This window comes from Mycolicibacterium doricum (assembly GCF_010728155.1).
Taxonomy (GTDB): domain Bacteria; phylum Actinomycetota; class Actinomycetes; order Mycobacteriales; family Mycobacteriaceae; genus Mycobacterium; species Mycobacterium doricum.
This window is the reverse complement of sequence record NZ_AP022605.1, coordinates 3,797,623-3,810,300: the sequence shown is the minus strand read 5'-3', so window position 1 is coordinate 3,810,300 and position 12,678 is coordinate 3,797,623. Positions and strand designations below refer to the sequence as shown.

Below are 12,678 nucleotides of genomic sequence, written 5' to 3'. Positions count from 1 at the left end.
GCTGCTCGTATGCGCCGCGCTCCCGCGACTGCGCAGGCTCGAGGCTGTCCGTCCGACCGAGCCCAATCCGGTGGGGCATGAGGCTCATCGAGATCTTCGACTGCCAACGCTGTTAGCGCGTATACCAGCAGATCTTCTCAGTCTCGAGCGGAAACGACGCGTACGCATGATAAGGCACGACGCGGGGGGTGTAGTCGTTTGGTGGTCGCGGGCTGTCGACGTGGGCGTGGTAGGCGAACGTCCTGCGAACGACTTCGTCACCGCGTTCCATCGGTATCCTTTCGGCCGCACCGTGCTCCCAGGCGGTGGCGTACAGCTGCACGTGCACCGCATCGGTTCCGATCGCGCCGAGCGATACGAGGACCCGGAAGTCGTGGCCGGCTGCGGCCGGCTCGACATGCAAAGCGCCGAACGACACCTCGCTCCAGTAGTTCGCGATCATCTCCCGCCAGCGTTGGATGTCGCTGCCGACCCGGCAGTTGTCGACAATGCGTGTGCGATAGGCGGCCGCGGCGGGGGTGTAGATGTCGTCGACGTATTGGCGGACCATGCGTTCCGAGGAGAACTGGGGCGTCAGCCTCCCCATGCTCTTGCGCACGCGCGCCATCCAGTCCTGCGGGACCCCGTCCTGGTCGCGGTTGTAGAACATTGGGACGATCTCGTGCTCGAGCAGGGTGTAGAGGCCGTTGGCCTCCTGGGCGTCCCAGTTCGGGTCGCTACCGTGTTCGGCTCCATCGCCGATCGCCCACCCCACCGCCGGGGTGTAGGCCTCGGCCCACCAGCCGTCGAGTTCCGACAGGTTGAGGCCGCCGTTGACGAGCACCTTCATCCCACTCGTCCCGCTGGCCTCCCACGGCCGGCGTGGTGTGTTGATCCAGACATCGACGCCGTTGACGAGTTGCTCGGCCAGCAGCAGGTCGTAGTCGGCGATGAACGCGACGTGCGAGCGAACATCGTCGCGTTGGGAGAACGCATACCAACGCTGGATCATCGCCTTCCCGATGGTGTCAGCCGGGTGCGCCTTGCCGGCGACGGCGATCTGAACGGGCCGTTCGGGATTGGTGAGAATGCGCGCGAAGCGATCGGGATCGTGCAGCAACAGCGCGGTGCGCTTGTACTCGGTGAAGCGCCGGGCGAAGCCCAGCGTCAGGGCCTCGGGATCGAAAATGCGCTGCCCTTCGTCGATGCGATCCGCGCCCGCGCCTGCGATCGTCAACTGGCGCGCCAGCCGTTGGCGCGCCCAGCCCACGAAGCGCTCGCGGTTGCAGTTGCGCATCTGCCACAACTCGGCCGTCGGGCGCTCCTCCATCCGCTCCACGATCGGCGTCGGCACGCCCCGCCACTGGTTGCGCAGCTCGGCGTTCGTCCACAACTCGTCGGCGGCCGGTGAGTCCCAGGACGGCACGTGCACGCCGTTGGTGACGTGCCCGACCGGAATCTCCTCGAGCGGACAGCGCGGAAACAGATCCGCGAACAGTTCCCGGCTCACCTCGCCGTGCAGCCAGCTCACGCCGTTGACGCGCGACGCCCCGCGAATCGCGAGGTAGGCCATGTTGAAAGGTTCGGAATCGTCGTCCGCCCGCATGCGGCCCAAGCCGAGGATCTTGCCGATGCTCACCCGCATCTCGGCTGCGAACGGCGAGAGGTAACCGATGACGTAGCTGGGATCGAACCGGTCGAAAGCTGCGGCGACGGGCGTGTGGGTGGTGAACACGGTGCCCGCCCTCGCGACCGTCAACGCAACATCGAACGGCACGTTCTGTTCCCGCACGATCCAGCTGGCGCGTTCCAACACGGCGAACGCCGCGTGCCCTTCGTTGAGGTGGCAGACGTGCGGATCGAGTCCCAGCTCGCGCAGCAGCCGCCAGCCGCCGAACCCGAGCGCCATCTCCTGCTTCCACCGCACTTCGGGATCGGCTGCATACAGCTGGGCGGTGATGCCCCTGTCCGACGGGTCGTTGGCAGGGTCGTTGCTGTCAAGCAAGTACAACCACAACCGTCCGACGTTGACGGCCCACGCGCGCAAATACACAGTCCGGCCCGGAAATTCGAGCGGAATGCGAATCCAGGCGCCGTCGTTGCCGCGCAACCGCTGCACCGGAATCTCACTCGGATCGCTGAATGGGTAGAGCTCGTGCTGATTACCCCTCGAGTCGAGAGCCTGACGAAAATACCCCTGCTGATAAAGAAGGCCGACTCCGACCACCGGTGCGCCGAGATCAGTCGACGACTTCATGTGATCACCTGCGAGGACACCGAGCCCGCCCGCGTAGATCGGCAGCGCCTCGGACAGACCGAACTCCATGCTGAAGTACGCAGTCAGATTGAGAGTCCCCGCTGCCTGCGACTGAGGAAACCAGAACGGGGCGCTGTTACGCTTCCGGCGATCCTCGATCAGGGCGCGCACCTGGGCAACGAACGCTTCGTCGTTGCCGAGCTTCTCGAGTTCAGGCTGGCCGACCGACTTGAGCACCGCCCAAGGATTGCGCGACGCAGCCCACAGCTCCGGATTGACGCGATGCCAGACACGATCAGCACGGTGCGACGAGATGAGCCGCATGTCGAGTGCGAGGTCGTCCATACCGTGTAGCGAGTCCGGGAGATCGATGTCCGTGCCATGATCCTCCATTGAGAGCACCTACCCTGTAGTTTGAGAGAGCGCCCGAGAATCTACCTCGGACGTCTGAACCCAAGACAACGCCTTCGTGACCGTACGGATGCTCGGCTTTCGCCGTGCGATGCTGACGCACCGCGATACCGACCGGAGGCCAAGAAATTAAGGACGGGCGCCAGAAGGCCCAGGACCGTGGTGCGGCCGCGGCCGCGCCTACCTGCTGATGTTCAAGGTTTCAACAACGCCGTCGCGCGTTGGGGCTTCGCATGACGGCCCCTCTAACCGGTTCGAAGACCTTTGTTGTCTGACCTGCGCCGGCCTGTTGTTACCGGTGTTGTTGACAGACATTGTCAACGCCCAGCGGTGGGATGCGTTGACGCAGGCCGAAGCGGAGGAGCTGCTCCGATGACGACACAGCCGACCAGGCCGACGCTCGACGGCGACAGATCGTTGAGCGAGGAGCCGTGGCGGACGGCGATGGCGTCCAGCCAGGAATCGAGCGCTTCCCCCGCCACGGGCGCGGTGTTCAGGGGTAGGCGGCGGCGCCGCGTGTCGTGCGGTGACGCCGGGTTCCACGGTCCCGGGTTTGGTTTCTCCTTCCTTGGGGTCGAACGGACACGGGGTTCCGCTCGGGTCAGGGGATGACGCGGAGGCGGTTGACGGCGGCGGCGAATTCCTGCGCCCAGGGCCAGGTTTCGGGCACCCGCAGGATCAGGTGGCGGGATCGTTTGACCAGGCGGGCCGCGGCGTGCAGCAGCCGGTAGCGCAGCGTGGCGGGTTCGGCCTTGGCCAGTGGTGCGTCCAATAACAGCAGCCGCGTCCAGCACAGCAGGTCGATGGCCAGGGCGACCGCGGTGACCCAGGCGGTGTTTGATCGCGAACGAGTGCGAGGGCCAGCGGGCCAGGCCGGTGCCCTTCCCTCCACCCGGGCATGCACCCGGTGGCGGGCCTCCAGCCGCTGGGCCTGTCCGCCGCGGGTGTTGGTCGCGATGAGCTGGTAGCGGTAGCCGTTGAGCTGCTCGAACAGCGACAACTGGCGCCTGTCCGGGGTGATGCCCGAGTCGGCGAGCCGAGTGGTGAGCCTGCACGACGTTGATGCCCGACCGATCCGCAAGGAATGCCTGGGCAAGCCCGTCGAGTTCGGCTACAAACCCAGATCCTCGACAACGCCGACGGCGCCATCCTCGATCACAACGTCGAGGTCGGCAACCCGCCGGATGCCCCACAACTGGCTTCGGCGATCGCACGGATCGCTGCATGTACCGGACACGCTCCGCGGGCAGCGACCGCCGACCGGGGCTACGGCCAGGCATCGGTGGAACAGATCTGCACGACCTCGGCGTGCGCAGTGTGGCGATACCGCGGGTGAGTAAACCCGGCGCGGCGCGCCTAAGCCTGAATCCGTGGATGGGTGAGTGGCTGATCGGCGTGTGAACAGCGAAAATGCCTTCTGTCCTAGGACATTCAGGATTGTCGAAGTCTTGAAACCCCAGTACCGGAAGGCATTCTCAGTGCAATCATCGCATACGTTCACGGTTGGGTCGGCGGTGTTCGACGAGGACAATCTGGTGTCGGCCGCAGGCCTGGTGCCGGTGCTGGAACTGGCGGAGCAGTCCGGTCTTTCGGGGTTGATTGACGAGCATGTGGACCTGCGGTCGACCCGGGTGAAGTCCGGGGCGGTCAACCCGGCCGGCAAGCTGACGTCGATCATCGCCGCGATGGCCTGTGGGGCGGACACCATCGATGACGCCGACCTGTTGCGCGCCGGCGGCACACCCCGGGTGTTCGACGAGGTGTATGCGCCCTCGACGTTGGGCACCTTCCTGCGCGAGTTCACGTTCGGGCACGCCAGCCAGCTCGCCGTGGTGGTCCGCGCGCATCTGGCGGCGCTGGCGGCGCGTACGCCGCTGTTGCTCGGGCATCGAGGAGCGCGCCTTCATCGACATCGACTCGCTGCTGCGCCCGGGTCTACGGCCACCAGAAACAGGGTGCCTCTTTTGGGCACGCCAAGATCGCCAGCCGCGCGTTGCTGCGCCTTGGTCTGTCCCCGCAGATCAGCACCCTCTCGACGGCGCAGGCCGCGCCGGTCATCGCCGAGGCGCAGCTACGCATGACCGTCGGCGGCGTCGCAACGATTGCTACCGCGCTCTAGCCATTGCCGCGGTGGTTTCAGGGCTCCTGAGTGCTGTGCTGGCGTTGGCGGTGCCGTTGCTTCCGGTAGTGGTCGACGAGCCGGCGCTGACATGGCCGCGCGCCGGTGACGTCGCTAGCGTTGATGCGCCGCTGGCTGGCTATGTGCCGCTGGATGTGGAGGTCACTATTCTGTGCGCAGTGGCTACGGGTGCCTCCGGCTCTGATCGGCTGGTGTTGGCCACGATCCCGCCGGCCACAGCGTAGGCGCAGAACTACGGGTTGATTGTGGCGGCTCAAGCCGCCGATGCTGCTGGGCCGGCACGGTTGGAGATCCGTCTGGCCGGCGCGGCCTGCAGGACTGAACCTCACCGCGCACGTGGATAACCGGTTCGCATCGACCCCATCGAGGGTGAAGCTCGCCGCAATCATCCTCTGCATCGCGGCTGCGGTGCTCACGCTGGTGATCGCGCACCGGCTTGACCGCTTCGACGGTCGCCGCGCCCGGTGGGCTCTTCCACGCCGCTGGCGCAGAGTGAGCTTGCTTGATGCGGTGGTGATCGGGGTTCTGCTGCTGTGGCATGTCGTCGGCGCGAACACCGCCGATGATGCCTGTCAACTCGGCATGGCCCGCGTGTCAGAGCAGGCCGGGTACATGGTGAACTATTTTCGGTACTTCGGCGTGCCCGAACACCGTTTGGGACAAGGTATTACCAACGTATTCGGACGGTTCATCCAGATATCGACGGCCAGCATCTGGGTGCGTATCCCAGCGCTGCTCCTGGCCGCCGCGACGTGGTGGCTGATCAGCTGCGAAGTGCTACCCCGTATCGGAACCTCGTCGGGTCGCGAACTCATTGGGTTCCCCGCGGTCCTGTTGGGCTCAGGTGTTCGCAGCGTGCTTGCGCCAGTGTGGCCGGTCCTCGACAACACCGACACCGTCGATTTCGTCGTCGGCCTGCACCGGTGCATGCGAGCAGGGGTAGCCCCGGCCACTGCGCTGAGTCAGGCTATCGGCGAGGTGTGTAATGCCGGGGTGCCCGCGGCCGTGTGGGGCGTATTCGCGGCATACGGGCAATGAGCTACGTGACTATGGCGCTGACCGCTGCGGCGGCGCGAAGCCGCACGCCTGACTGCGCGTTTCGACGCCGTCGCCGCATCAACCTATGCCGAGAACTGCCGTTTTCTGCAGCGTGGCAGCTGGCATGCCGTAGCTGACGGTTTCGGGTGTTATCGGCAGCGGCTGTTGCAATCGGCCTTTGTCTCCTCAACAGCGGAGCTCGCGGGTACGGCGTCTATGTGGAGTTCGCGCAGAGCTGGCATTGCGAGCCCGACGGAACTCCCCACTCGGGTAAGCAGCAGCGACTCACTCAATGTTTGTGGCGCGCGCGGGTTCTCAAACGCGCTCAACAGCGTTGCCCGCCGCGACCCAGTCAACTGAGACTGATAGTTGCCATCAGGTAGATCCGGCACTCGGCCGATCATCTTGGAAAGTCGTCGGCTGTACGCGACCGTCACGGGCGTCATGCCATAAAGGGCATCGTTGTTCCAATCAAGCTTGGACAGTTACCCCTGAGGAATTACGCGACCGTGGACAGAACTCCCGGCACCACAGGTTTGAATCCCCGTTCAACGAGCGATTACTGGCGAAGAGATGCCGCCGTCGGGAGTCCGGCAATCTTGGCTACGCGGGAAACGGGTTGCATGTCGTACGGGCTGGCGTAGTTGCCGTCAAAGCCGAGCAGTTCCAGCGCGCCATTGAGCCGTCGAAGCGTGTTCTGCGATCGGTTGGCGGTGTGGATGATGCACTGGGCACCCAGACCGTGCGCGAGATCGACGGCGGTGCGTGCGATCAAGAGGCGGCTCAGTGTCGAGCTGACCGGATGCAGCCCCAGATAGAGGGCCTGAGCTTTATTTGCCGGTGCCACGAACTCCGCGGCGAACACGTCTTGTTGGTGACTGACGTACAGGGTCGCGCCCAGCCGGACCGCGATACGCTGCTTTTCCTCCTGCGTTTCTAGTTCGCCGATATCGACGGAGAGGGCGTGGACGTCGGTGAACCCCATCTCGCCTAGCCGTAGCCCTCTCTCATGAGGGTACGGAGGCCAAGGCCGTCGTAATCTGCCGCGCCTTCGCGGCGCGATGCGACCGATGCCGAGCCCGAAACCGCTTCGGGCCGTCAAACCTCGTGCGATGGCGCGAACGTGGCCAGAAGGGACTGACGGGTCCGTCGACGGCTGACGGAAGGTCGATTGGTGACTGCGCGGCGGGTGCCGATGGACCTTCGGCCCTGGCCGGCGAGACCTAAGCCTCTGCCGCTAGCCACGCCGCAGGGCCGATCGTGGAAAAGGAAACCGGCCACGCTGGAGGTATAGCAATGATGTACGGAGATTGGGGCGGCTGGGGTTGGGGCTGGATGATGTTGATGCCGGTGTTATGGATCGCACTCATTGGCGTGATTGTGTGGGCGGTGGTGTGGCTCGCGCAGCCGGGCCGTCGTACCAGCAGTCGGCCCGACTACGGTCAACCGCGGCGCGAGACGCCGCAGGAGATCTTGGACCGGCGGTTCGCCTCCGGCGAGATCGACGCCGACGCCTATGTCGAAGCCCGGGATCGGCTCGCCGGTAAGCAGCCGAAGTCGTCATGACCTGGCTACGCCACCGCTGGCTGCCCGTGACTGTGCGGGTGAGCGCGGTCGGGGTGTTGGTCGGCTCGATCGCGTGGGTGGTGGGTGCCGGCTGGATGCCAACCCTGATGGGGGCCGGGCGGCATGATGGGCCCCGGCATGGGGGGCATGGCGATTGCCGGTGACGGGCCCGTGCGCGACCTTGATGATGCCGAGCGGGCCGCGGCACGGCTTGCCGACCGGTGGGGTCTGACGGTCGGTGAGGTGATGGAGTTCGACAACGGCTTCTATTCCCAACTCGCCGTACCATCCGGAACTCTTGCCACCGAGGTGCTCATCGGCCCGCGCAGCGGCGCGGTACAGGTTGAGTTCGGCCCGGCAATGATCCGGAACACCGCCTACGGCATGAACCCAACCAGCGCCGGCATCACTACCGTCAGCGGCGAGCAGGCCCGGGCGATCGCCGATCGGTGGCTGCAAGCCAACCGGCCCGGCGAGAACGCCGGCGGCGCCGACGCCTTCCCCGGCTACTACACGGTGCACACGCTGCGCGGCGATCAGGTCGCCGGGATGCTTTCAGTCAACGCCACCACCGGTGCGGTCCGGTATCACGCCTGGCATGGCCGGTTCATCGCGATGAACCAACACGACACCGACACCACAGGTGGAGGGCCGTGAGCCGTAAGGTGCTGTTCGTCCTCAACGATGCGCCGTACGGCAGCGAACGGGTCTTCAACGGCCTGCGCCTGGCTGTCGCCGTCGCCAGGCGGGAAAACAACGACGTGCGGGTGTTCTTGATGGGCGACGCGGTCGGCGCCGCCATCGCGGGCCAGAAGCTGCCAGACGGCTACTACCACCTGGACCGGATGATCGCTTCGTGTGCCCAGCACGGTGCCGACATCGGTTGCTGCAGCACCTGTCTGGACGCACGCGGTATCACCGATGACATGCTCACCGACGACACCCGCCGCTCCACCTTGGAGGAACTGGCCGACTGGACGCTGTGGGCCGACCAGGTGGTCACCTTCTAGCTTTGGTGTACGTCGCAGTCGACACACCCCGCGCACGTCGCTGACGTCGACGACCATCGCGCGCCCGTCACCGAGATCGACCAGCTAGGCGGAGTTGCCCAACCCCTCGCCGATCAGCGGAACGAGGTCAATCGTGGACATCACGCCTGCCCCAGACTCGTGAACCGTTACGCCTCCGCAGCGTCGCGGGCTTCGTCCGCACCTGTTCGCGGAATGAAGTCGTCGGGGTGATGTTCGTCGGCGTGGGCGCGACCGAGCCGGAACATCTCGTCGTCGTCGATTCCGGTCAGCGTGATCCCGCACGGGCACTCCATGGTGCGCATGACAGCCTCCACATGTCTAGCCGGGCTTCGCCCCATCCCGACGGGCATGCTGCTGCTGGTGTCGCTGGGGGCTTCGGTCCGGACGGGATGAAGACCCTGGTCCCGGACGGGATGAAGACCCTGGTCGAAACGTGTCGATCGGGTGTATGAACCGCATAGCGCGGTTGGTAGGCCTGCTGGCCGCCCGTCCGAACCGGAGCCCAATGATGACCGTAGCGCGCTGTGCCGGCGATGTCTTGTCCGATCACACGATGTTCGAGGTGGAGTCGATCGACCGCATGTATCTCAACGTGCGGGTGCCGCGGTTGGCCTATGGCGCCGGGGTGCAGGGCTTCTTCGTCGGCCACCGCGGCCACCACTACGCGTCGACGGCGTTGATGGATCCGATGACCAAGGCGTTCGTCGCCGACATCCACGGCTTCATCGCCGCGCGCGGGCTGGAGTTGGTGTCCTTCGGCAAGGAACGCAAAGACGACGTCGCCCAGCAGTTCCTGGCCCGGTTCAGCGGCACCGAGGGGGTGTTGTTCGTGGGCCGGGCGCAGGAGAAGGCGCTGGTGTGGCGCACCCAGCGCCGCTACAACCCCGCCACCGGGGAACCCTATGCCTGGCTGGTGCGCTCCACAGCGTTCATCAACTACTTCTATTTCTATTGCGTCGATGAGGATTTCGGCCCGTTCTTCATCAAGTTCGGCACGTACTTCCCCTACACCGCCAAGCTGTGCATCAACGGCAACGAGTGGGCCAAACGCCAGGCCGCCAAGGCCGGGATCGGATTCGAGGCCCTGGATAACGGGTTCGCCGCCGTCGATGACGTAGACTGGCTGCAGGCGATCTGCGACAGCCTCGGACCCGAGCGGATCGACGCGCTGCTGCGCAAATGGCTGACGATCCTGCCCAACCCGTTCACCAGCGAGGACGAGGCGGCCGGCTACCGCTACGAGCTGTCCATCCTGCAGGCCGAGTTCTCGCTGACCCAGATGCTCGACCGCCCGGTATCGGGCCGGATCTTCTTCGAGCAGGTTCTGCACGACAACCTCGACATCGGCCGCCCCGACCACGTCGGGCTGATCTTCGACCGCCGCGTCATCGCCAAGGGCCGCGCCAAAACCCAGGACGGTTCCGCACCGGGTGATCACCAACGGGGTAACCCCGTCGCTGCACGTGGACTACAAGAACACCAAGGTCAAGCAGTACTACAAACAAGGGAGGGCGCTGCGCACCGAGACCACGATCAACGACCCCCACGATTTCCGGGTCACCAAACGGCTGACCAGCCTGCCCGAACTGCGGCAGATCGGCTTTTCCGCCAACCGGCGCCTGCTCGGCGTCCAAACCATCAGCCACGACCCGATCCGGGGCGCCCAGGCGTTCACCGATCTCACCGCCCCCGTCGTCACCTGTCAGAACACCCGAATCCCCGGACTGCGCTTCGGCGACGCCAGGGTGCACGCCCTGCTGCAGGCCTTGCTCGTCCACCGGCTCCTGGTCCACGGGTTCACCAACCGTGACCTGCGCACCTTGATCGCGCCCCTGCTCGGCAAGACCGCCGAGGACATCACCGCCGGCCAGATGACCTACGACCTGCGGCGCCTACGCGCCCACGGACTCATCGAACGCGTCCCCCGCACCCGCCGCTACACCGTGACTGACACCGGCCTGCAGCACGCGCTGCTATTCACCCACGCCCACGACCACCTGCTACGCACCGGGCTCGCCCAGGTCACCGACCCCAGCCCACCACGAACATCCAAGTTGCGCAACGCAACTCGTGCATACCAAACCACTTTCGACGAACTCACCCAGCAGGCTCAGCTCGCCGCCTGACTCTTCGCGACTCCAACCACGTACTTGACTCAAGATTCACGGCTGCGCCGCTTAAGTGTTAAGCTTCGCTAAGTAGACGTTTGATCGCCTCACACCGTCGAACAGCCCAAGTGAATCGTCTGGTCGGGTCGGCCGCTTTCGTCCACGGTGACGTCTATCCGCTCGCCACGGCCTAGATGCACGCGCACAGTCCTCGGCCCGACCCATTCGATCCCTTCGAGCCTATTGCTGTCGAGGTTGACGCAGCCAAGATCTTTCTCCCGCGACAACAGGCCGTTCTGGGTACGAACACTCAACTCCCGCGTGGGGTCGATAATGTTCTGGTCCGCGTAAACGATCACTTCCATGCTGCCGTCAGGTGAGGGGTGAGGCGACAGCTCGTCAGGGTTCTCGCCAAAGGCCATGGCGAGGTATGCCAGGCCGACCACAACAACGCCCGCCATCACGAACAGGACTATGCCGACGGGCTTGAGCACCCGATGCCGGATGCCCACCCCACACGCGATCGCAAGCGAGGCACAGCCGGCGGTACCGAAGATGAATGGATGATGCAGCCAAGGGCGCAACTGGTAGTAGTCGTTCACCAACAGCCCGGTCAGCGCTAGCACCCACAGCAGCACACCGAGCACTGCCACAACAACCGCAGCTGTACGGAACCGATAGCTCACGGTATCGCTCGCCAAGTTTTGCCTCACATCCTCATCGGTTTCCCTGGTAACTCACCGTCTTCGCATTCAGCAAGTCGCATGCTCCCGTTCACAGGACGCAACCCCGAACGCGCGGCAACGCAGACCGATGACCGATTGATGTCCGTGTTCGTCGGAATGGTCAGTATCCCCCTGCCGTCGTGCCGTATCCACCCGGTTGTCCGGGGTCGTAGCCTCCTCGCGGATGGGGGATCGGCACTGGACCGGGTGCATTGCCCGGAACCGGTACGCTGCCGCTGGAATTACCTGTGGGGCCACCCACTGGGACTTCATTTGCTCCAAATCACGCCTTGTCCATCGGGGCGGATCACGACCGTTTCGCCATTGCGCACCGCCTGCTCGACCATGCCGGCGAGCTGCTCAGGAGAGGCATCGGGATTGGCGGCTGCGATTCGACGACCGACCTCGTTATTCCATAAGTCCATCGCCTCGTTGGAGGCGTTGTTGTTAGGGAGTCGCTCGTGCGCTGTCGTGAACTGGCCCGTCCACTCTTCCCCGAACCGCTGGGTCATCCGGGCGTTCCAGTAGGCGTGGCGAAAGGCGTCGTTGTGGTTGTTGACCTCGTTACCGCTGGGTGGAGCAAACCGGGAGTTGGCCTCGGCCCGCGCGGCCTCCTTGATCTGCTGCACGTCGCGCTGCCCCACTAATCCGAGATCGTCGAGCATCCGCGCCTCGCCGGCGGTGACGCTTTCCGCATCTGTGAAAATGCTCGCCGGCCATGGCGGCTCCCAGTCGACCATGCCATCGGGATCTTCTGTCACCTGATACCGCTCGAGGATCTCGTCCGGGGTCGGTTTCCGATCTCCATCTTCTGGGGATTGCTTGAAGTCGACTGCCTGGATTACGGTGCGCTCCTGGGATATGGGGCGTGGTCGGGTGCCTCTGGTGGGAACGTGAAGCCATGCATGCCAGCGGTGGCGTTGGTGATCTTGGTGGCGACTTGTTGGTCATGTTCGGCCAAATCGGCAGCGGCGGCGCGGATCTCGGCAGTGAGCGCATTCGCCTGAGGCTGTAGGGCCATCGCTTGCGCCACCGGCCTTCCCCCCACGTAAGCATTCACTGTGAGGTCTTCGCGTACCTCGAATCCCGCCGCGCGCGCGTCATCAACGGCACTGAGGACCCGTTGCTTGGCGGCGGTCAGGTCGCTTGCTCCGGCACGGGCAACCGTAGCCGCGTCCTTCAACCACCAGGCCGCCCCGCGCATCTGCATAAGATCGCCGTCGGCTCGATCCACCGCGGCATCGCGCGCTTGCCCCTCCCACCCAGAGGCTGCGAGTTGCTCGCGAACCCCGGTGAAAGTCTGCAGCCACGCATCGGCAACGGTGGTCCAGTGTTCCGCGGCTCCGTGTAGGTGGGTGACATCCCAGGCTTCGACAGCGTCCGAGTGAACCGAACTCACCGCAGCGCTGGTGGCCTGAACCAC

General features: G+C 65.1%; 14 protein-coding genes and 2 pseudogenes. 9 read left to right on the top strand and 7 right to left on the bottom strand.

Translation table 11 applies throughout. The features are described 5' to 3' along the window. Positions 1 to 112: 112 nt before the first annotated feature. Positions 113 to 2,629 carry an alpha-glucan family phosphorylase gene (gene glgP, locus G6N07_RS18660; RefSeq protein WP_085191679.1) on the bottom strand — a complete coding sequence of 839 codons (2,517 nt, stop codon included), beginning with the start codon at positions 2,627 to 2,629 and terminating at the stop codon, positions 113 to 115. A 619-nt stretch (positions 2,630 to 3,248) separates the two neighbouring features. After that, complete coding sequence (locus G6N07_RS18655) at positions 3,249 to 3,539, bottom strand: transposase (protein ID WP_235849815.1); 291 nt, start codon at positions 3,537 to 3,539, stop codon at positions 3,249 to 3,251. 112 nt (positions 3,540 to 3,651) lie between these two features. Between G6N07_RS18655 and G6N07_RS18650 the strand changes: the two are divergent. From G6N07_RS18650 to G6N07_RS18635, 4 genes and pseudogenes are all read left to right on the top strand, one after another. After that, positions 3,652 to 4,048 (top strand): annotated as a pseudogene (locus G6N07_RS18650) (ISNCY family transposase); the annotation flags it as partial. A gap of 77 nt (positions 4,049 to 4,125) precedes the next feature. Beyond that, positions 4,126 to 4,724 (top strand): annotated as a pseudogene (locus G6N07_RS18645) (IS1380 family transposase); the annotation flags it as partial. Between the two features lie 53 nt (positions 4,725 to 4,777). Further along, the gene (locus tag G6N07_RS18640; RefSeq protein ID WP_085191683.1) at positions 4,778 to 5,011 is read left to right on the top strand and encodes a hypothetical protein; all 234 of its coding nucleotides are present in this window, start codon (positions 4,778 to 4,780) and stop codon (positions 5,009 to 5,011) included. Positions 5,012 to 5,156: 145 nt separating this feature from the next. After that, positions 5,157 to 5,825, top strand: coding sequence for an arabinosyltransferase domain-containing protein (locus G6N07_RS18635; RefSeq protein WP_163784270.1), 669 nt, complete (start codon positions 5,157 to 5,159; stop codon positions 5,823 to 5,825). A 559-nt stretch (positions 5,826 to 6,384) separates the two neighbouring features. On the opposite strand, the gene G6N07_RS18630 is transcribed toward G6N07_RS18635, so the two are convergent. Then, positions 6,385 to 6,810 carry an argininosuccinate synthase domain-containing protein gene (locus G6N07_RS18630; protein ID WP_085191687.1) on the bottom strand — a complete coding sequence of 142 codons (426 nt, stop codon included), beginning with the start codon at positions 6,808 to 6,810 and terminating at the stop codon, positions 6,385 to 6,387. A 311-nt stretch (positions 6,811 to 7,121) separates the two neighbouring features. On the opposite strand from G6N07_RS18630, the gene G6N07_RS18625 reads away from it, so the two are divergent. The 3 genes from G6N07_RS18625 to G6N07_RS18615 all read left to right on the top strand — a co-directional run bounded on the left by G6N07_RS18625 (position 7,122) and on the right by G6N07_RS18615 (position 8,401). Beyond that, on the top strand, positions 7,122 to 7,391 hold the full coding sequence (locus tag G6N07_RS18625; protein WP_085191688.1) for an SHOCT domain-containing protein: 270 nt from the start codon (positions 7,122 to 7,124) through the stop codon (positions 7,389 to 7,391). 147 nt (positions 7,392 to 7,538) lie between these two features. Continuing rightward, positions 7,539 to 8,048: a hypothetical protein gene (locus tag G6N07_RS18620; protein ID WP_197913031.1), complete on the top strand. Its 510-nt coding sequence runs from the start codon at positions 7,539 to 7,541 to the stop codon at positions 8,046 to 8,048. Continuing rightward, positions 8,045 to 8,401, top strand: coding sequence for a DsrE/DsrF/TusD sulfur relay family protein (locus tag G6N07_RS18615; RefSeq protein WP_085191690.1), 357 nt, complete (start codon positions 8,045 to 8,047; stop codon positions 8,399 to 8,401). Before G6N07_RS18620 ends, G6N07_RS18615 begins: the two co-directional genes overlap by 4 nt. A gap of 167 nt (positions 8,402 to 8,568) precedes the next feature. On the opposite strand, the gene G6N07_RS18610 is transcribed toward G6N07_RS18615, so the two are convergent. Next, on the bottom strand, positions 8,569 to 8,724 hold the full coding sequence (locus G6N07_RS18610) for a hypothetical protein (protein ID WP_163784268.1): 156 nt from the start codon (positions 8,722 to 8,724) through the stop codon (positions 8,569 to 8,571). 260 nt (positions 8,725 to 8,984) lie between these two features. Here G6N07_RS18610 and G6N07_RS18605 point away from each other — a divergent pair, with 260 nt between their 5' ends. Beyond that, on the top strand, positions 8,985 to 10,232 hold the full coding sequence (locus tag G6N07_RS18605; RefSeq protein ID WP_244949083.1) for a chromosomal replication initiator protein DnaA: 1,248 nt from the start codon (positions 8,985 to 8,987) through the stop codon (positions 10,230 to 10,232). A 10-nt stretch (positions 10,233 to 10,242) separates the two neighbouring features. Continuing rightward, entirely contained in the window at positions 10,243 to 10,548 is a 306-nt protein-coding gene (locus G6N07_RS20595) for a hypothetical protein (protein WP_244949082.1), read from the top strand. Positions 10,549 to 10,637: 89 nt separating this feature from the next. Here the strand turns inward: G6N07_RS20595 and G6N07_RS18600 are convergent, their stop codons facing one another. The 3 genes from G6N07_RS18600 to G6N07_RS18590 form a co-directional block, all read right to left on the bottom strand. After that, positions 10,638 to 11,231, bottom strand: coding sequence for a hypothetical protein (locus G6N07_RS18600; RefSeq protein ID WP_133055571.1), 594 nt, complete (start codon positions 11,229 to 11,231; stop codon positions 10,638 to 10,640). Positions 11,232 to 11,524: 293 nt separating this feature from the next. After that, positions 11,525 to 12,016, bottom strand: coding sequence for a DUF6973 domain-containing protein (locus G6N07_RS18595; RefSeq protein WP_085192472.1), 492 nt, complete (start codon positions 12,014 to 12,016; stop codon positions 11,525 to 11,527). 80 nt (positions 12,017 to 12,096) lie between these two features. After that, positions 12,097 to 12,678, bottom strand: a complete 582-nt coding sequence (locus G6N07_RS18590) for a hypothetical protein (RefSeq protein WP_163784267.1) — start codon at positions 12,676 to 12,678, stop codon at positions 12,097 to 12,099.